Source organism: Wolbachia endosymbiont of Armadillidium arcangelii (genome assembly GCF_040207875.1).
Classification (GTDB): Bacteria; Pseudomonadota; Alphaproteobacteria; order Rickettsiales; family Anaplasmataceae; genus Wolbachia.
This window is the reverse complement of the sequence record NZ_CP157942.1, coordinates 1,220,217-1,237,803: the sequence shown is the minus strand read 5'-3', so window position 1 is coordinate 1,237,803 and position 17,587 is coordinate 1,220,217. Positions and strand designations below refer to the sequence as shown.

The 17,587-nt window shown below is 33.5% G+C and carries 18 protein-coding genes, 1 tRNA gene and 2 pseudogenes; 12 read left to right on the top strand and 9 right to left on the bottom strand.

All coding sequences use genetic code 11. The annotated features are described in order from the left end of the window. Window positions 1–32: 32 nt before the first annotated feature. From ribF to ABLO99_RS06230, 4 genes are read left to right on the top strand one after another with little or no spacing between them, the layout of a single operon-like run. Window positions 33–965: a riboflavin biosynthesis protein RibF gene (gene ribF / locus ABLO99_RS06245; protein WP_349967249.1), complete on the top strand. Its 933-nt coding sequence runs from the start codon at window positions 33–35 to the stop codon at window positions 963–965. Then, a complete protein-coding gene (gene lspA, locus ABLO99_RS06240; RefSeq protein WP_349967247.1) occupies window positions 962–1,438 on the top strand; it encodes a signal peptidase II in 477 nt (158 codons plus the stop codon). Before ribF ends, lspA begins: the two co-directional genes overlap by 4 nt. Before the next feature lie 4 nt (window positions 1,439–1,442). Next, entirely contained in the window at window positions 1,443–2,783 is a 1,341-nt protein-coding gene (locus tag ABLO99_RS06235; protein ID WP_349968495.1) for a pitrilysin family protein, read from the top strand. Next, window positions 2,770–4,092: a pitrilysin family protein gene (locus tag ABLO99_RS06230; protein WP_349967246.1), complete on the top strand. Its 1,323-nt coding sequence runs from the start codon at window positions 2,770–2,772 to the stop codon at window positions 4,090–4,092. The genes ABLO99_RS06235 and ABLO99_RS06230 overlap by 14 nt, the downstream gene beginning before the upstream one ends. On the opposite strand, the gene purN is transcribed toward ABLO99_RS06230, so the two are convergent. Next, a complete protein-coding gene (purN, locus tag ABLO99_RS06225) occupies window positions 4,086–4,652 on the bottom strand; it encodes a phosphoribosylglycinamide formyltransferase (RefSeq protein WP_349967244.1) in 567 nt (188 codons plus the stop codon). The genes ABLO99_RS06230 and purN overlap by 7 nt on opposite strands. Window positions 4,653–4,923: 271 nt before the next feature. Between purN and ABLO99_RS06220 the strand changes: the two genes are divergently transcribed. Next, window positions 4,924–5,340 (top strand): hypothetical protein, encoded by a 417-nt coding sequence (locus tag ABLO99_RS06220; protein ID WP_047759603.1) that lies wholly within the window; start codon window positions 4,924–4,926, stop codon window positions 5,338–5,340. On the opposite strand, the gene ABLO99_RS06215 is transcribed toward ABLO99_RS06220, so the two are convergent. Continuing rightward, the gene (locus ABLO99_RS06215; RefSeq protein ID WP_349967242.1) at window positions 5,333–5,854 is read right to left on the bottom strand and encodes a Na+/H+ antiporter subunit E; all 522 of its coding nucleotides are present in this window, start codon (window positions 5,852–5,854) and stop codon (window positions 5,333–5,335) included. The two genes, ABLO99_RS06220 and ABLO99_RS06215, sit on opposite strands and share 8 nt — an antisense overlap. Window positions 5,855–5,957: 103 nt before the next feature. On the opposite strand from ABLO99_RS06215, the gene ABLO99_RS06210 reads away from it, so the two are divergent. From ABLO99_RS06210 to lgt, 3 genes are all read left to right on the top strand, one after another. After that, on the top strand, window positions 5,958–6,560 hold the full coding sequence (locus ABLO99_RS06210; RefSeq protein WP_349967241.1) for an ankyrin repeat domain-containing protein: 603 nt from the start codon (window positions 5,958–5,960) through the stop codon (window positions 6,558–6,560). Between the two features lie 181 nt (window positions 6,561–6,741). Continuing rightward, window positions 6,742–7,191, top strand: a complete 450-nt coding sequence (smpB, locus tag ABLO99_RS06205; RefSeq protein ID WP_349967239.1) for an SsrA-binding protein SmpB — start codon at window positions 6,742–6,744, stop codon at window positions 7,189–7,191. 6 nt (window positions 7,192–7,197) lie between these two features. Then, window positions 7,198–7,989, top strand: coding sequence for a prolipoprotein diacylglyceryl transferase (gene lgt, locus ABLO99_RS06200; RefSeq protein ID WP_047759600.1), 792 nt, complete (start codon window positions 7,198–7,200; stop codon window positions 7,987–7,989). A gap of 183 nt (window positions 7,990–8,172) precedes the next feature. Here the strand turns inward: lgt and ABLO99_RS06195 are convergent, their stop codons facing one another. Then, window positions 8,173–8,745, bottom strand: coding sequence for a hypothetical protein (locus ABLO99_RS06195; RefSeq protein ID WP_349967237.1), 573 nt, complete (start codon window positions 8,743–8,745; stop codon window positions 8,173–8,175). A 309-nt stretch (window positions 8,746–9,054) separates the two neighbouring features. Here ABLO99_RS06195 and ABLO99_RS06190 point away from each other — a divergent pair, with 309 nt between their 5' ends. The 3 genes from ABLO99_RS06190 (at window position 9,055) to ABLO99_RS06180 (ending at window position 10,576) form a co-directional block, all read left to right on the top strand. After that, a complete protein-coding gene (locus tag ABLO99_RS06190) occupies window positions 9,055–9,225 on the top strand; it encodes a hypothetical protein (protein WP_349967236.1) in 171 nt (56 codons plus the stop codon). A 158-nt stretch (window positions 9,226–9,383) separates the two neighbouring features. Then, window positions 9,384–9,602 carry a transposase gene (locus ABLO99_RS06185; RefSeq protein WP_047759597.1) on the top strand — a complete coding sequence of 73 codons (219 nt, stop codon included), beginning with the start codon at window positions 9,384–9,386 and terminating at the stop codon, window positions 9,600–9,602. A gap of 788 nt (window positions 9,603–10,390) precedes the next feature. Continuing rightward, window positions 10,391–10,576 carry an IS3 family transposase gene (locus ABLO99_RS06180; protein ID WP_410543667.1) on the top strand — a complete coding sequence of 62 codons (186 nt, stop codon included), beginning with the start codon at window positions 10,391–10,393 and terminating at the stop codon, window positions 10,574–10,576. A 16-nt stretch (window positions 10,577–10,592) separates the two neighbouring features. On the opposite strand, the pseudogene ABLO99_RS06175 reads toward ABLO99_RS06180, so the two are convergent. From ABLO99_RS06175 to dapE, 3 genes and pseudogenes are all read right to left on the bottom strand, one after another. Continuing rightward, a pseudogene (locus ABLO99_RS06175) lies at window positions 10,593–11,394 on the bottom strand (transposase family protein). A gap of 563 nt (window positions 11,395–11,957) precedes the next feature. Further along, window positions 11,958–12,137 (bottom strand): annotated as a pseudogene (locus ABLO99_RS06170) (IS4 family transposase); the annotation flags it as partial. 780 nt (window positions 12,138–12,917) lie between these two features. Beyond that, the gene (gene dapE, locus ABLO99_RS06165; RefSeq protein ID WP_349967232.1) at window positions 12,918–14,114 is read right to left on the bottom strand and encodes a succinyl-diaminopimelate desuccinylase; all 1,197 of its coding nucleotides are present in this window, start codon (window positions 14,112–14,114) and stop codon (window positions 12,918–12,920) included. Between the two features lie 42 nt (window positions 14,115–14,156). Here dapE and ABLO99_RS06160 point away from each other — a divergent pair, with 42 nt between their 5' ends. Next, window positions 14,157–15,431 carry an iron-containing alcohol dehydrogenase gene (locus ABLO99_RS06160; protein ID WP_047759592.1) on the top strand — a complete coding sequence of 425 codons (1,275 nt, stop codon included), beginning with the start codon at window positions 14,157–14,159 and terminating at the stop codon, window positions 15,429–15,431. A gap of 152 nt (window positions 15,432–15,583) precedes the next feature. Here ABLO99_RS06160 and ABLO99_RS06155 read toward each other — a convergent pair. The 3 genes from ABLO99_RS06155 to rplI form a co-directional block, all read right to left on the bottom strand. Beyond that, window positions 15,584–15,655 (bottom strand) — tRNA-Met (locus ABLO99_RS06155). Then, window positions 15,646–16,947, bottom strand: a complete 1,302-nt coding sequence (gene purB, locus ABLO99_RS06150) for an adenylosuccinate lyase (protein ID WP_153295638.1) — start codon at window positions 16,945–16,947, stop codon at window positions 15,646–15,648. Before purB ends, ABLO99_RS06155 begins: the two co-directional genes overlap by 10 nt. Before the next feature lie 112 nt (window positions 16,948–17,059). Beyond that, the gene (gene rplI / locus ABLO99_RS06145) at window positions 17,060–17,584 is read right to left on the bottom strand and encodes a 50S ribosomal protein L9 (RefSeq protein ID WP_349967230.1); all 525 of its coding nucleotides are present in this window, start codon (window positions 17,582–17,584) and stop codon (window positions 17,060–17,062) included. Window positions 17,585–17,587: the final 3 nt, after the last annotated feature.

Here is a 17,587-nt window from a genome sequence, read left to right as displayed (position 1 = left end):
ATATAAGAAATATTTATAAAATATCAAATTGTATGAAAGTTATTTATAATTGTGAGCAAAGGATAGAAGATAATTTAGCACTAACTTTCGGAAATTTCGATGGCGTTCATTTAGGGCATAAATTCGCGATTTCTACTCTAAAGAAGATAGCGCAGGAAAAAGGATTACCTTCCGCAGTTTTAACTTTTGAGCCCCATCCATCCACTGTCTTATCTAGCAGAAACAATTTTAGATTGATAGATCAAGAACAAAAAAAGGAACTAATCTGCAGCCATGGCATAGATTACTTATATATTATCAATTTCAATGAAGGTTTTGCTCAAGTAAGCTGCGATGACTTTATTAGTAAGATTCTAGTAGATAGGTATAGTGCTAAACACATAACTGTTGGAGAAAGTTGTACTTTTGGTCATAAACGACTAGGTAGCATATTAACTCTAGAGAAATATTCTGAAACGTATGGATACTCTTTAACTAAATTAGAGCCATTGATAGTTGATGGAGAAATTTGCTCTTCTTCTTCAATCAGAGAGCATTTACAAAAGGGTGAAATAGAAGTTGCTAATAAGTTGCTCGGCAGGCTTTATCAAGTCTCTGGTGTTGTGACAAAAGGTGCGTTTAGAGGTAGAGAAATAGGATTTCCAACCATAAACATTCCGCTAGAAGATTACATGATAAAACCTAAGTTTGGTACATATTACGCTAAAGTGGCACTTTCTGAAAATAGTGCAAATTGGCTATATGGAGTGGTCAACATTGGTATGAGACCTACATTTAAGGACTTAAAAAAACCTATAGTAGAAATGCACATATTTGACTTCAATGAAAATGTATACAATTTAAAGGTTGATATACAACTTTTAAAATTTATTAGGCCAGAAAAAAAATTCCATAGTATTAACGAGTTAACAAAACAAATAGATCGTGATATACTAAAAGCTTACCAGTTAAAGATAAACTTATGAAGAGGATATGTTTAATTATTATATTGATTATAGTATTGTTTGATCAAACGAGTAAATTGTGTATAAACTCATTGATTGATGAGGGGGAGTCAATCGAGGTTACTAGTTTTATGAAATTAGTTGAAGTTTGGAATTCAGGGATTAGTTTTGGAATGTGTAGTGCTCTGCCTCATGGCAGCTTCTTTTTTTCGGCATGTTCAATATTAATAATTGGTATACTTGCATACTTGATATACAAATCTAATGATAAGTTAATTTACCTTGGTTTTTCTCTGATGATTGGTGGAGCGATCGGAAATGTAATTGACAGAATCTATTGGGGAGCTGTATATGATTTCATATATTTTCATATCAATGATTGGTATTGGCCAGCCTTTAATTTAGCGGATCTATCTATAGTTTGTGGAATGTGTACATTGTTATATAAGTGGTATATATACGATAGGTCTATCTCTAAGCAAAATGAGGAATGAAATAATGCTTCGCAAATTCTTTAGTTTTTTTATACTACCTGTGTTTTTTTTCATTTGTCCGATTTCTTTGGAAGCTGAAAGCGTAAAGCACAGCATAAAGCATGCTAAGCTCAGCAATGGACTAGATGTCTATGTTGTTCCTAATCATCGGATTCCAGCTGTTTTTCATGCAGTAATATATAAAGTTGGGGGAATGGATGATCCAATCGGCAAAGCAGGATTGGCTCACTATTTTGAACACTTAATGTTTGAAACTACAGGGAAATTTAAAGACATAGAATCCACTTTGGGCAGCATTGGAGCACAGTTTAATGCGTTTACCACTAAAGAATATACCTGCTACTACGAATTGGTTCTCAAAAAAGATTTACCATTAGCAATGGAAATTGAAGCAGATAGAATGGGCAATTTTGATGTTACTCAAGACAAAATAGATAGAGAAAAAAATATCGTATTAGAAGAAAGGAAGATGAGATTTGATAATAATCCTGAAGCTTTATTATGGGAGGAAATAAACAGTGCATTTTATCGTAATGGTTATGGCAGATCTGTTATTGGTTGGGAGAGCAATATTAAAACTTACAATCAGGATGACATAACGAGGTTTCATGATAACTATTATCATTCAGGTAATGCTATACTGCTCATTGTTGGCGATGTGGAATTTGATGAGGTAATGAAATTAGCGGGAGAAAAATATGGCGAAATTAAAGCTAAGCCTGTGGTTAGGCATTATCCAAACCAAGATCCAGTACATAACGCAGATATATCGGTAACTTTAGAAAGCACTGAAGTGAAAGAGCCAGTTTTATACTTTCGCTATCGTGTTCCTTTATTTGAGCAAATAAGTGAAACTTTTCCTGTTGATTTGGCAGTTGATGTTTTGGGGAATGGCAAGTCTAGCAAGCTATATAAAGATTTAGTTCTAGATAAGAATGTAGCAGTGGAAGTATTTGCTTATTATAACAGTTTAGCTTTTAGTAATGGCTATATTGAGATTTATGTAACTCCAAAAAGCGGAGTGAATTTGGATACTGTTGCAATAGAGTTAGACAATGCTGTTAATAGATTTACCTCTGAAAAAATAACAAATGAAGAACTGCAAAGTACAAAGTCTAAATATAAAGCAGCACAATTTGATAAACTATCTGATTTAACTAATATAGCAATATTTTACATACCACGTCTAGCACTAGGTATTCCACTTGATGAAATAGACATTTCATATAGCAAAATTAATTATGTCAACCTAGAGGATGTAAACAACAAAATTCACGCTATCTTTTCTACTAATAAATTAGTCGGTCGTTTGCTACCAAAAGGAGGTAATAATGAAGATAAGTAAACTTGCATTTCTACTTTTTCTCTGTTTAGGCTTTAATTTGCAAGCAAGCAGTCACTTAAATATAGAGGAGGTTACTACTAATAAAGGATTTAAGTTTTTGTTTGTTGAAAACCATGATCTACCAAAAGTTTCACTCAATATATCGTTCAAAGATGCAGGTTGCGTGTATGAAAGTCCAGAAAAACAGGGGCTTGCTTGGTTTACTTCTCTTGTAATTCAAGAAGGAGCAGGAAAAAATGATGCCAAAGATTTTGTAAAAAAGCTTGAGGATAAAGGAATTAGTTTAAATTTTATTGCTGGTTTAGAAGCATTTAGGGTTTCATTAAATACTTTATCTGAGAATCTAGAGGATGCAATTTCACTACTGAGTGATGCTATAATGCGCCCTAAAGTTGATCCTGAAGGATTGAATAGAGTTTTTGAAAAAATCAAAGTAAACTTTAATAATTTTGAAAAAGATCCTTATTTTATTGCTGCAAAAGAGTTAGATACGTTGCTGTTTAAAAAACATCCTTACTCAAAAAGTGAATATGGAACTCTTGACACTGTAATGAGCATTACTAGAGATGACGTTTTAACATACATAAAGCGTAATCTTACTAAGGATAATATAGTTATAAGTGTTGTTGGTTGTGCAAAAAAAGAAGAAGTTAGTACACTGATCGATAAATATTTATCTAGATTAGCATCAAAAAGGTCAAAAGTTAGAAAAATAGCTGTAAAAAATGATTTTGGTCCTGCAGAAAGTAAGAGTGTTTTTATGGATATACCACAGAGTGTAATACTTTTTGCTCAAAATGGTATAGCTTATGAAGATCCAGACTACTATAATGCTCAAGTTTTGGTTGATGCGCTTGGTGGTATGGGGCTGAATTCAATATTAATGAAAGAATTGAGACAAAATCTAGGTATTACTTATGGTGTTGGTGCACGTAATGTTCCTAATAAGCATGGAAATATTATATCTGGATTTATGAGTACTGATAGTTCTACTGCTAGCAAAGCTATATTGGCGGTAAAAGATACATTTAGCAAAGTAAAAAAAGAAGGAATTGACGAACAATTATTCAAGAATGCAAAAACCAGTTTAGTAAATAACCTTACCTTCTCTTTCCTATCCAATAATGCGAATACAGCAATGTTGCTGGATAGTATGCAGATAGACGATCGTGATGTTAACAGTATAAATAATTATACGAATATCATTAATAATATTAAATTGGAGGAAGTAAACAAATTGGCAAGTTCTTTACTAAATCCTGAAAATTTATTCTTTGTTGAAGTTGGAAGAAACGCTCAAGGTCAATAATTAATACCTTCTGCTATTGATCTTACTGCTTCCACATAACACTTATGCTCTTCAGCTAAGATGCGCTCTGAGAGGCTTTGAACATCATCATTTGGTAGCACTAGCACAGTAGCTTGAGCGATTATGGCTCCAGCATCAACTTCAGGAGTGACATAATGTACAGTACAACCTGTAATTTTTACACCTGCTTTCAGAGCTTGCTCTTGGGCATTTAGGCCCTTAAAGGATGGAAGTAAAGAGGGATGAATATTTATAACTTTGTTATGCCATTTATTCAGGAAATTAGCCTTTAGAATTCTCATAAACCCTGCGAGGCAAATTAAATCAACCTTATGTTGAACAAGTATTTCATGAATTTTATCAGTATCAAGTGGCTTATCCTCAACAACAAACGCTGGAACTCCTACTTGCTCTGCTATTTTAAGGCCTTCAGCTTCACTGTTATTTGTGATAATACATACAGTTTCTGCGGGAAAATTCTGATCATGACATGCTTCTATCAAAGCCTGCATGTTTGATCCTCTGCCTGAAATGAGTACTCCGAGCTTTATTTTTTTCATTGTAGCATAGTGTGAAATTTAATATTAACAAAACAGCTCAAAAGGAAGCTTTATTTTAGAGTAAATACTATTGTATAGCAATAACTATCATTTTACACTGCTGGATAACATGGAATTAAAGAAATCATTTAGTTTGGAGTAACTTTAACGTTTAATTTTAGGAATATTATGTGATTTATGGTAAATAAATGCATATTTTTATGGTTGCGTTATTATTTATTTAACAAAGTATTAGTATAATTACTACACTGAATTAAATGGAGAAAATTCAATGAATAAGTTACCAAATAATGCAAAAATAAGCAAATCTCAGGTTACTCAGTGGGAGATAATAAAAAATTGTGAATATTCTGATAATTGTTTGTCAAAAATAGTAACTTTATATGTCATTAAGATGGTGCAATTATCAGATATTTATACGAGTAATGAACCTGAAATTAACACTATACTTACAAGAATAAGCATAACAAGTGAAAATGCATTTTTAAATAAGGTTGTTAATATTGAAATCATGGAGGATATTTTTCCACATAAATTCAACAGCAAGAAGAAAAATAACATATCAAGGCTAGAAGATTTGTACAATTATTTATGTTCTATTGTTGGTGATAGCCTTCCGAAAGAAATGCTTGAAAGCCTAATAAGAGAATATAGGGACGCTGTTAACTTATTTAAAGCAATTACTTAACTAGATGTAGCATTTTTAAGACTTTACTTTCTATTTCAAAAATGCCACTTTCAAGATCTTTATCTATCAAGCATATGGTAGATAAATATGTTTTCTGCTTCTTTTCAACATTGATAGTTAAAGTCCCAGGGGTAATCGTAATCGAGTTAGCAAATAATGCAATGGTCTTATCATTATGTCCTGTGCATCTTCTTACAATAACAATTGGCTCAACTGTAGATTTGAATCGTAGTACCTTTTTTGTTACATAAATACTTGACAAAATAATTTGGTACATTAGCCAAGGTACATAACTTACAAACTGATAAAACGACAGTCTACCCCTACCATTTAGAATTTGATTAAGAGTGCTTTCAGCGTTCACTAATCTTCTAAAGACAAGCAATGTAAATGCAGAGGAACACACTCCACAAAAAATAAAAAATGGCTCAAAATAACCAGACAATATAATCCATAGAGAAAACAAAATCACAAATGATAGAGAAAAAAACTTAATATTTTGCCTAACTTTCATGGTTTGGAGTATAACTTAAATTATTTTTTAGGAAAATAAAAAGTTCTTGATCTTTGTGTCAAAGATTATGATAACCAGGTTATTTTAATAAAGTGGGGAAGTTATGACGCTTGATGATTTCATAAAAATGCTTGCAGAAGTAAATGATACTTCAGGTTTAAATAAGAACAACATAGTTGAAAGAATAAAAACAAAATTAGAAAGAAGTGATTTATGGAGATGGGAGAATAGTGGATTTAATATAAATCATATATTTACTACACATAGTGATCTAGATCCTGTAGAAACTACATTGTTGCATTTTGCTGCTAAGAGTGGTTATGAGAACATAGTAAGAGCTCTAATTGAATATGGAGCATATGTTGATGCATGGAACAGCGATGGATGCACTCCTTTACATTTTGCTGCTGAAGGTGGTAATGGAAATATAGTAAGAACTCTAATTGAACACGGAGCATATGTTGATGCGTGGGATAATGATAGAAGTACTCCCTTACATTTTGCTACTAGAGATGGCAATGAAAATGTAGTAAGAACTCTGATTGAGCATGGAGCATGTGTCAATGTGTGGGATAGTTGTGGACGTACTCCTTTACATTTTGCTATCGATCATGAAAGTATAAGAGACATTTTAATTGAAAGTGGGGCATATGTTAGTAAGCAGAATAATAACGTATATGCTCCTTTACACTTTGCTGTTGAATGAAATTGTAAGGATGTAATGAGCTTTTCGTCAAGCAATAGGGCTAAAATGGAGGTAGAGAGAGTAGAGCAGATTACACCTGTGAAAAGATTGAAAACCACACCTGCATTTTTGAAATAATCGTTTTGTTATGAATTAAACTAAAAATTCTGTAACATATTGAAGCTTAAAGATATCTTTAGATATGGAAGTTATTGCAGAAAATAGGAAAGCAAGGTTTGAATATTTTATCTTAGAAGAATTTGAAGCAGGTATGATTTTGTTAAGTAGTGAAGTGAAATCACTAAGAGAGAGAAAGGCAAATATTTCTGATGCTTACGTTACCGAAAAAAATGGTGAAATATGGTTATACAATATGCATATTGCAGAGTATAAAGCTGCAAACCAAAAGAATCATAAGCCGAAAAGAGAACGTAAATTGCTTTTGCATAAAAAAGAGATAAATAAGCTAATTGGTCAAATCAAAACCTCTGGAATAACTGTTGTGCCACTTTCTATCTATTTTAATGATAAAGGGTTGGCAAAAACTAAAATTGCTATTGTGAAAGGAAAAAAACTCTACGATAAGAGAGCAACCATAAAGCAGAGAGAGTGGAACCGTGAGAAAAGTAGATTGTCTAAGAATAATTTGTAGTAAAATATGTCTTTAAATCCAGTAATTTTCAGCATCGGTCCTGTTTCTATATATTGGTATTCTTTAGCATATGTCTTGGGTATAGTTTTTGCATATTGGTATTTACATAAGTTAGACAATCAAAAAATATTTACTAAGAATTTTTACGATTCGTTATTAATAGCCACTATTATAGGTATTATCCTTGGAGGCAGGCTTGGCTATGTATTGATATATGATCCAGTTCTTTATATAAGCAATCCTATCGAGATATTAAAGACCTGGGAAGGAGGGATGTCATTTCATGGCGGTGCTATAGGAGTTTTGCTTGCAGTAATAATCTCCTGTAGAAAACATAACATTCCTATATTTTACACACTGGATTTAATTTCTTGTGGAGTTCCGATAGGTTTACTCCTAGGTCGCATAGGCAATTTTATAAATGGAGAGTTATTTGGCAGGGTTACAACTATGCCATGGGGTATGATGTTTCCAGAAAGTGGTGATAATTTGTTACGCCATCCAAGTCAACTTTATGAAGCATTTTTTGAAGGAGTGCTGCTTTTTATAGTTGTAAATTCACTATTTTTCTTGACCAGAATGAGATTGTATTACGGTGCGACAACTGGTATTGCAGTTATGTGGTATGGAATAGTGCGTTTTGTGATTGAGTTTTTTCGCGAGCCAGACTATCAAGTTGGCTATTTATGGTTCGATTTAACTATGGGACAGTTACTTTCTATACCTATGATTTTGCTGGGAATGTTTGTATATTTAGGTGCGTTAAACTTAAGATTTAATACGAAATCTGTTCAATAGAGAAAAGGTAAGTTGAGTAGAGAAATATAGTAGGAGTCTATCTACTCCATAACATGTACAACTGTACAAATTTTTCGTGTTGCAGAGAATAAATGTAAGACCAGCAAACCTTTGTTGAATAGCTATGAGAAAAACTTAGTAGCTACTGACCAAATTCATTATTAAGCAGATACTCATTTTCCCTTAGAACCTTCTTGATTGAGAAGCTACTCTGTTAAAACATATTTTTAATTTTTGCCAGAACCTTGGTTGATTATCATTAACCTTTGTGAATGCTATGTTTAAACTGTATTTTGGATCGTTTGGCAAATCATATCTAATGTTAAGCGTTGAAACTTTGTTCTTATTATAAGCAGAAACATCGTCATATGATAACTTTGTCGTGTAGCATTTTATACGCTTTTGCTGATCATACACTATATCACCTGATTCCCCTTCTAGTTCCACAAATTTCGTTTTTTTCTGACATTCCTTGATTTTTATTAAATCATTGTCTAGTGATATTGAAATCGGCAGCGTATTTCCAGCATATTCTTTAGCTAAAAGCTCACTTTGAGGATACATTTTTATTTCCCTTTCAAAATGTGAGTCTATAAAATTATTGCTCCAAAATTTATCTCCAGAATGTACGTATTCGTCAGTAGCGTAAGGTACACCACCATAACTGCATTGAATTTTGTAATCTCCAATACCATTGTCTTGAAAAAAATCATGAACGGTAGTGTAGCTACCAGTAACATCGTCTATGTAATCCATTACCTAACCCTTAAAACCTTTGATTCATTACACAACATGTAATGACATTAATCAACCAGAAAACCTTTTTGATAACAAGTATCTAGGGAGCATATTGATAGGATTGTGACATCCGTATTCATAAGTGTTGAAAGTGGTGATAAAAGGACATAAAGAGCTATTATTACAGAAAAATGGAGGTAATAATGGATCAAATAGAAGGAATACTGAAATTAATTAAAGATGAGGATCTAGAAAGATTGGGAAAATTAAATGAGGTAGATAACTAAACTATTGGGCAAGATTATATTCAAGGGTCTAATGAAGTTAATGGGGCAGAAAACAAGTCTTAGGACGCTAGAAATGGTAGTAAATCGGTGTGTGATAGATAAGGATGAAGTTCACGCAAACAAGTGTCGTTTGCATAATGCTAAAGGAAAAGCCAGAGAATACATAGAAAAACAGATAGAATTTACCAAAAAACAATTGGAACAAAATTAGGCAAGACATAGAAGATATAATAAACTCTGACGCTAATTTGAAGAAAAAAAGCGATACTATGACTAGTTATAAAGGAGTTGGACGAAAAACTGCAAGTATCTTACTCATAGAAGTACCTGAACTTGGTAGTTTAGATAATAAGGAAATAGCCTGTTTAGTTGCCAAAAACCAACGAAAGCGGAAGGAAAATAAGCAAAGCTCAAATCATAGGAGGCAGATTTTATGCTCGAAAAGCATTATACATGTGTGCTGTAGTTGCAATTCGTCATAACAAGAAAATGAAGGTACTTTATCAGCGTTTAGTTGATGTGATGAGAAAAATTATCGTGTGTTTAAATGCCATGATAAAAAATAATCATCTTTATGTTGATGTTTAAGACGGTAGTACTGACCTTACCCAGAAAAAGTAGAGAGGAAGTTAAGAAGTTTTTTCAAAGAGGTGTGATATGACAAAAAGAAGAGAACATACAGCAGAATGCAAAAATGAAGACTGGAAAAAGAAACAGGTCAATCATCAGCAAAAATAGGAAGAGATTTGGGTATTAGCGGCTAAGCAGGTGGGTAAAAACATACAATGTCTGGAACCCAGGAAAAGGAACTTGTGACAAAGAAAAGTTTGATTTAAAGAAAGAGCTGGCAACGAGAGAAAGAGACATTTTAAAAAAAGCCCTGGGATATTTTGCAAACCAAAAAGAGTTTTTATAAAAGAACATGAAAACTGCTATAAAACACGGGAATTATGAAGGTTTTTGAACGTATCTGCTTGTATAGATGGATTACTCAGAAAAAAACAATAAGAGAAGAGCTCATACAAAGAAAAGCATCACAATGCAGGTACGGAGCTCCTAAACTGAATTAAAGGCTTTAGGTAAAATCAAAACAATGTTATGCAGAAAAATGGCATTCAAGCTAAGCTTAGATGAAGGTTTAAAACTACAAATAACATATTGAATCAGAATTTCACCACTGATCAACTAAACAAGATATGGGTTTACGTACATAAAAACCAATCAAGGATGGTTGGCAATAATAGATTTAGTTGATAGGCATAGATATGGCTATTGCGCAAATCTGCTTATAGCGATCAAGGATCACAATACACCTCTAAAAATTATCAATTTTTACTGAGTACAAAAAGTATTATTTCTAGACAAAGGTTGTTGTTATGATAATGCTGTTTCAGAGAGCTTTTTTAGTTCACTCATACTCATTGATACTTCACAATACTCTGCACAACACCGCAATATTTGAATATATAGAAATTTTTTATAATAAACAGCGTAGACATTCTACATTGCATTCCTTAAGACCTGCTGCGAATCAAGCGATAAAAAAAAGGAAAGGAGGGTGACTAAAATCAAGGTTAACTAAAAGGAGTGCTTAAGATTCACAATACCAGCAATAATATTGAACCTCAGGTTATATTTTTTCTGAAAATTGCGATAAACATTCGACATAATCTTAAATATCTTTATCTCTCGGATCTTACTTTCTACTCTCATTCTAAATGATGCTAATCTTCTATTATGCTCTTTCTGCTCTGGAGTTAATGGCTTTTTACGATACTTTTTATATAGAATTATAACATTGCTTTGCAATTTTTGCCAACCTTGATATCCAGAATCGGCATATTTTATGCTATCGAGTGGTAGATATTTTTCTTGTTTCCTTATGCGAAAATCGCTCACGATATGACTTTGACACTGATAAAATTCTTCCTCCTTCTTCGATAATAATCTCAGTTTTCATAGTGTTGGTTCTTTTTTTTCCTGAATATCCGTTTTTTACTATCTTCTGGCCTCTGTATTTGCTGTTCTGTAACATCAGCCAGAATTTTCAGTATTTTTTCTGGTGTCATACTTCTATCTTTTGTTATAGTCACTTTTTTGGCGAGTAATGGCTCTATTCTCTTAAGTAACCTACATACATTTGCGTTGTGCACATTGAATAGGCATCCTAAAAATCTATGTGTTATGTAAGTGCGATAGTACAAAATTACACAAAATTTCCAGAGTTGGTAGTTCTACCATGGCACTTTTTCTGTTTTTCAAGCTTTTCCCATCCAGACCTCACTTTTTCCACTACTTTTTCGAACTCCTCTATAGTTAAACCTGTTATATTACGAAAGTTTCTTCGGTGTTTCCTCATATTATAGTAACTAAAGCTCATTTTTTACCTTACTCAATCTGCTGATTCTTCTTCTACCTCTCTCCCATCATTTTTTCAATCACCTTTTGCAGCGGGTCTTGAGAAATTTGATTCATCATTTTCATAATAAAAATGCCTTTACTTCCTCTCTACTTTTTCTGGGTAAGGTCACTATACCAGTTACTATATTGCTGACCGCTTCCCCTTGTATTCGGCTTTCCCACACTCTGAGTACTATCAACTAGTCCGACTTCCCTTTGTACCTCAATAGGAATACAAAGGATCCCCAAGTTCATTTAGAACCCATCTCAATACATGATACGGCCTTAGATCCCGATAGAGTGAGTGATAGCTTGCCTTATCGTTATCCTTCATACTGTCTTCCACTAAAATGCAAAATGTTGACCTCTATGATGTCGGAAATTTCGGGACTCAATACCTTCACTTTCGTTGCACCCTGTATTGTCCGTTCCATTAGCTTTACTACGTTTGTTACCTTACGTAGCATAATGGTCCGTTTTAGGCTGTTGGCTAGACTTTGCCTAAGTTGACCAACTGTGTTCTAGACGCTTCTCTTGGCGCACACATTCTATTCCTAAACTTTTTTTAACTAACTTTAAAATCATAGAAAATACTGTCGAAAAAGGAAGTTTTCTTGTTCGTGTGAAACTGTTTTTTCCAATACAATGGATTCTCTGAAAAGCTTTCGAGTATATTATATTTTTAATTTGTAGAATAAGATTTTTCCTTTTTGCATGTTTCACCTAAAAAGGACATATTTTAGACTTCTTTGTTGAAATAAAACAGAAACAAACGTGCTGTTTATTGCAGCTTTTGGGTAATTTAATGATAAAAATTTTAGAGAGAAATTTTATACACTATCGCTGATATTTTTCCTTAAGTTGACGCCATTGCCCGTTCAGTCCTGTCTCTTGTAGTATTTTACTCCTTAATATCTCCCCTTAAGTCGACGCCATTGCCTGTTCAGGTGATAGCTAATGTGCAAATATTGAAACCAGTGCTTCTTTTCTTGTCATCCCAGTACTGAGATGACATCGTCATAAAGTGAACCAGCTTCACACGCCACTATTTTCGGTCTCTTTTAGCTATAAATATTAAGAAATTTACTAAGTAAAAAAAAGGCAAAAGAAACCCCAGTTACTATCTATTGTCAGTATCGGCGCTTTTTAGTCTTAAGCACTGCAATTTAGCTGCTTTTAAATGCAATCACAAATGTTTAAAAAATTTACCAGCAGAAAAAAAAGACAAAAAATCCCCGTAGTAGCTAGTTATTCTACTCTTTATTTTAAAATTTGACGTTAGGTGATGTCTTAAATAGCGTTTTTCAGCTTGTGTAGGGAAAACCCGAAATTTTTATAAAGACATAGGATGCACATAGTGCAAAAATAGTACGCCAAATACAAGCCTTCTTGTCATTTTAATCTGCACAGGTTGGAAAGTTAAATAATATAGCTTCATTTTCATGGTAAAGGAAAGCGGGAAGGTTTGTCAAGTAAGTTTTCTTCTCTATAGGCAGCTGCACCTCAAGCTAATAATGGACCATCGGGAACATTACCAATTACATTGATCTGGTTTAGTATTTTATTAGTTGGGTAAAAATAATTTTTTATAAACTCCTTATATATAGCTGTTAATTTGTGTATATCGTCTACTGACACACATTCATTTATCTGATGTGCGGTTCTGTTGATCATACCAAATTCAATCACTGGACAAATATCCTTAATAAACGCAGCATCAGATGTACCACCACTTGTGCTCAGTACAGCATCAATACCGGTCATTTTATTTATCGCATCAAGCATAATATCAGTATTTCTATCAGGAGTAGAGAGAAAAACGCTCCTGCTGCTTTGCATAGAAAGTTTATAATCGTTGGTTACATTGGAGCATATTTCATCAATCAGCTTATATAAACTATTAGGTATTTGTATATTGTTGTACCGAATGTTGAAAATTGCAGATATTGAACTAGGTATTAGATTGCTAGTATTATTTCCAACATCGATAGTAGTAACTTCGCAATGTGAAGGCTGAAAATATTTATTACCATTATCAAAAGTGGTATCTTTTATTCTACTTAATATCGATATCATTTTATATATTGGGTTATCCGCTAGGTCTGGGTAGGCAACGTGCCCTTGTTTACCATGGCAAATCAATTTAAATGTTGCAGAACCTCTTCTACCTATTTTTATGGTATCACCTAATTTCTCACTACTCGTTGGTTCTCCAACTATACAAAAATCTATCTTTTTTTGCTTGCTTTTCATCCATTCCAAAACGGCCTTTGTTCCATGTTCTTCCGTGCTTTCTTCAGCGCTGGTAATCAATGCACTGATTGAACCGCTGAATCGAAACTTACCTGCAACTGAATCTACGATAGCAGCAATAAATGCAGCTACTCCGCCTTTCATATCAGCTGCTCCTCTTCCATATAGCATTCCATCTCTAACTTCTGGCTTAAATGGATCAGATATCCAATCTTTTAACTCACCTGGTGGTACAACATCAACATGTCCAGCAAAACACAAGTTTGGTACTCCATTTATATATTTCGCATAAAGATTTTTAACTTTATCGCCAAACTCCAAAATCTCACATTCAAAACCACTTTTCTTGAGAATGGCTGCTATATGCTCTATTGCCCCATCGTCTTTTGGTGTTATACTTTTAAAAGAAATTAATTTCTTAGTTAGCTCTACAGGGTCAATCTTCATATCAATCTTGAAATACTAACATTACCATATTGTAAACATTCTATGCGATATTTAAAACAAATATTACAGCAAACTGAACAAGTTCTTATAAGGGAAGTAAAAGTACTTGCTGATAATATTTATGAGATATGTAGACAATACGGAAATGACATTTTTCTGATTGCAGATGAAAATACAGCAAAACTTTTAAACAAAAACATACTTAATAAAGTTTCTCATTTAATTATTCCAGCCACACCTGTCATTCCAGCGCGTGACGCTGGAATCTATGATGGATCGCAGTGTCACGCTACTTGGATGACACCAAATAGACTGAACAGAGCTGCTTCTCTCCAAACTGTAAACCTAGTTAGAAATAAAGCAAAAGATAGTGACTTAATAGTTGCATTTGGCAGTGGCACTGTTAATGATATCTGTAAGTACGCAAGCTATTTAGAAGGCAAAGACTACATATCCTTTCCAACAGCTGCTTCCATGAATGGATATAGCTCTGCAAACGCTTCAATATTAGTTGATGGATATAAAAAATCGTTCGGAGCACATCTTCCAAAGGCAATATACATTGATACCGATATAATTGCCAATGCACCACCACGCCTCACATTAAGTGGATTTGCAGATTTCATCTGCCGTTCAACAGTACAAGCCGATTGGCTATTATCTCATCTATTACTTGGCACAGAATATAATGAACTCCCCTTTAAACTTGTTCGCAATCTGGAGGAAATTTTGCTCAGAGAACACTTGGCACTTGCTAAAAAAGATAAAAGAGTAGTTTTATTACTTATGGAAGCCTTATTGATTTCAGGACTCGGAATGGTGATGTCAAAAGGCAGTTACTCTGCAAGTCAAGGAGAACATATGATAGCTCATGCAATTGAGATGGTAACACAGGATTATTCCTCCTCGTTACATGGGGAAAAAATTGCTGTGACAACGATTACCATGGCTAACTTGCAAGAGGAGATATTGTCAATACAAAACCCGATTACCAAACCGATCACTTTAGATGTAAAACATATAACTCAGTGCTTTGGTAATACCGAATTTATAAAAATTCTAAAGCAGAAGCAAATGATGCAGCAAAAAATTCAAGAGATTATTTGCAAAGAATGGAGTAATATTTCTAGTTTAATTAAGCAAAATTTACTATCTGCAAAACACCTGCAGAAAGTATTTGAAGATCTATCAATTCCGTACTTACCGGAGCATCTTAATTGGAACAAAGAGCAATATTGCAAGGTAGTCAATCTTACATTTGCAACAAGAGATAGATTCACCTTTCTTGACCTAGCTAATTGCATAGAAGAAAGTTAAGTTTTGTAGTGAAATTCTGTCATCTGAAAGAGACCAAAGGTCAAGTTTTTATAACTTCATACTCATCATTACCTAGCACAACTGAATTTGAATGAGCTGACATACTGTTTTGCCAAGTGCGCTGCTCTTGCCGAACCATAGTTTAGCTTGAGTGGCTGAGGAGGGATTTGAACCCCCGACCAAGAGATTATGATCCTCCTGCTCTACCACTGAGCTACTCAGCCTCATTAAAAACCTTGCTATATATATGATCTATATGTTTCGTATAATACTTCAAATCAAACAAAGATTCAAGTTTTTTAGAGTTAATAACTTCAAGTAAGGATTTATCTTGTTTCAGTTCGGCCAGAAAATCACTATTGTTTTGTTTCACTTTCATTGCATTGCTCTGAACAATTTTATACGCCTCTTCCCTCGCCAAACCACTATTTACCAACTCGAGTAATACTCGTTGTGAAAAAACCAAGCCTTTTGAAGAATTTAAGTTCTTTTCAATGTTTTCCTTATTGATCACCAATTTATCTATCAAATCTGTTAATCGTACTAAAGCAAAATCCATTGCTGTACAAGCATCAGGAGCAATGCATCTTTCCACAGACGAGTGCGATATATCTCGTTCGTGCCATAATGCAACATTTTCTAATGCAGGAAAAACATAGCTGCGTATTAAGCGTGAGAGCCCGGTTAAATTTTCACTTAAAATAGGATTACACTTATGCGGCATAGCAGAACTTCCCTTCTGCCCAATAGAAAAATATTCAGAAATTTCTCCAACTTCAGTTCTTTGCAAGTGACGTATTTCAACAGCAATATTTTCTATTGAACTTGCAACCACTCCTAAAACCGAAAAGAACATGGCGTGTCTATCACGAGGAATGACTTGGGACGATATGGTTTCAGGTATAAGTCCCATTTCTTTCGCTACATACTCTTCAACAAATGGATTAATATTTGCAAAATTACCTACTGCACCTGATATTTTACAAATTGAGATCTCTTTTTGCGCGCTAATTAATCTCTGATAATTGCGTTTAAATTCAGCATAAAATCTAGCAAATTTTAATCCAAGAGTTATTGGTTCTGCATGCATTCCATGACTGCGCCCAACACAAACAATATCTTTATAGTCCTCAGCTTTTTTTTTCAATACTATAAGTAAATTTTTTAGATTCTTGAGTAAAATATCACATGACTCTTTCAACTGCACTGCAAGGCATGTATCTAAAACATCAGAACTTGTCATTCCGTAATGGAGATAACGAACATCAACTCCCGCTTTTTCAGCAATATATGTCAAAAAAGCTATAACATCATGTTTTACAATGGATTCAATTTCGTTAATACGCTCAATATCAAATTCAATAGCACCAGAGAGCTTTTCAGCAACATCATTTGGAATAACTTTTAATTTTGCTTGAGCTTCACATGCTAATTTTTCTATTTTGAGCCATATGTTGAACTTATTTTTTTCTTCCCAAATAGAAGAGATTTCTTTACGGCTATAGCGCGGGATCATTAAATGATCCCCGTCTTATCTTTGAACATTCTAGATCCCAGTGTCACGCAATGGGATAACAGAAAAAAAAGGCACTGGAATGACAGGAATAGTTGAAATATTTTATTCACTGCTATTCGTTACTTGTATCTTCTTGTTGCTCAAATTTCTGATTTTGCAACTTTACTTGCCTCAATTCATGTGCATCTTTTTCAGATCTTACAACGTATATGGTAATTGGTACTATCACTTTACTATGTAATTCTATATTTACTTGATACTCGCCCAAATTTTTGATACTTATTCCACCAAAAGATAAATTATGATGACTTATCTCATACCCTTCTTGTAATAAAATTTTTGCAATTTCACGTGTTGTTACAGAGCCAAAAATCTTTCCATCCCCTGAAGCCTGCTTTATTAATATTACAAATTTATCATACAATGATGATCCAAGCACTTTTGCTGCACTTAACTTTTTGATATTTTCTTCTTCCAATAACAAACGCTGTTCCTCTAACTTTATTAAATTTTCCTTAGTAGCTTTCATCGCCTTTTTTTGTGGAAAAAGAAAATTACGTGCATAACCTGGCTTAACTTTGACAACTTCACCAAGCTTACCTAAAGTTCTTATATTTTCCATTAAAATTATTAACATAAA

Bases quoted from the DNA above. Each gene is read 5' to 3' on its own strand.
- smpB (WP_349967239.1), top strand. From the start codon at position 6,742: ATGGAAGTTATTGCAGAAAATAGGAAAGCAAGGTTTGAATATTTTATC.
- purN (WP_349967244.1), bottom strand. From the start codon at position 4,652: ATGAAAAAAATAAAGCTCGGAGTACTCATTTCAGGCAGAGGATCAAAC.
- rplI (WP_349967230.1), bottom strand. From the start codon at position 17,584: ATGTTAATAATTTTAATGGAAAATATAAGAACTTTAGGTAAGCTTGGT.
- ABLO99_RS06230 (WP_349967246.1), top strand. From the start codon at position 2,770: ATGAAGATAAGTAAACTTGCATTTCTACTTTTTCTCTGTTTAGGCTTT.
- lgt (WP_047759600.1), top strand. From the start codon at position 7,198: ATGTCTTTAAATCCAGTAATTTTCAGCATCGGTCCTGTTTCTATATAT.
- ABLO99_RS06180 (WP_410543667.1), top strand. From the start codon at position 10,391: ATGATAATGCTGTTTCAGAGAGCTTTTTTAGTTCACTCATACTCATTG.
- ABLO99_RS06190 (WP_349967236.1), top strand. From the start codon at position 9,055: ATGGGGCAGAAAACAAGTCTTAGGACGCTAGAAATGGTAGTAAATCGG.
- ABLO99_RS06210 (WP_349967241.1), top strand. From the start codon at position 5,958: ATGACGCTTGATGATTTCATAAAAATGCTTGCAGAAGTAAATGATACT.
- ribF (WP_349967249.1), top strand. From the start codon at position 33: ATGAAAGTTATTTATAATTGTGAGCAAAGGATAGAAGATAATTTAGCA.
- purB (WP_153295638.1), bottom strand. From the start codon at position 16,947: ATGATCCCGCGCTATAGCCGTAAAGAAATCTCTTCTATTTGGGAAGAA.
- ABLO99_RS06235 (WP_349968495.1), top strand. From the start codon at position 1,443: ATGCTTCGCAAATTCTTTAGTTTTTTTATACTACCTGTGTTTTTTTTC.
- ABLO99_RS06215 (WP_349967242.1), bottom strand. From the start codon at position 5,854: ATGAAAGTTAGGCAAAATATTAAGTTTTTTTCTCTATCATTTGTGATT.
- ABLO99_RS06220 (WP_047759603.1), top strand. From the start codon at position 4,924: ATGAATAAGTTACCAAATAATGCAAAAATAAGCAAATCTCAGGTTACT.
- ABLO99_RS06160 (WP_047759592.1), top strand. From the start codon at position 14,157: ATGCGATATTTAAAACAAATATTACAGCAAACTGAACAAGTTCTTATA.
- ABLO99_RS06195 (WP_349967237.1), bottom strand. From the start codon at position 8,745: ATGGATTACATAGACGATGTTACTGGTAGCTACACTACCGTTCATGAT.
- lspA (WP_349967247.1), top strand. From the start codon at position 962: ATGAAGAGGATATGTTTAATTATTATATTGATTATAGTATTGTTTGAT.
- dapE (WP_349967232.1), bottom strand. From the start codon at position 14,114: ATGAAGATTGACCCTGTAGAGCTAACTAAGAAATTAATTTCTTTTAAA.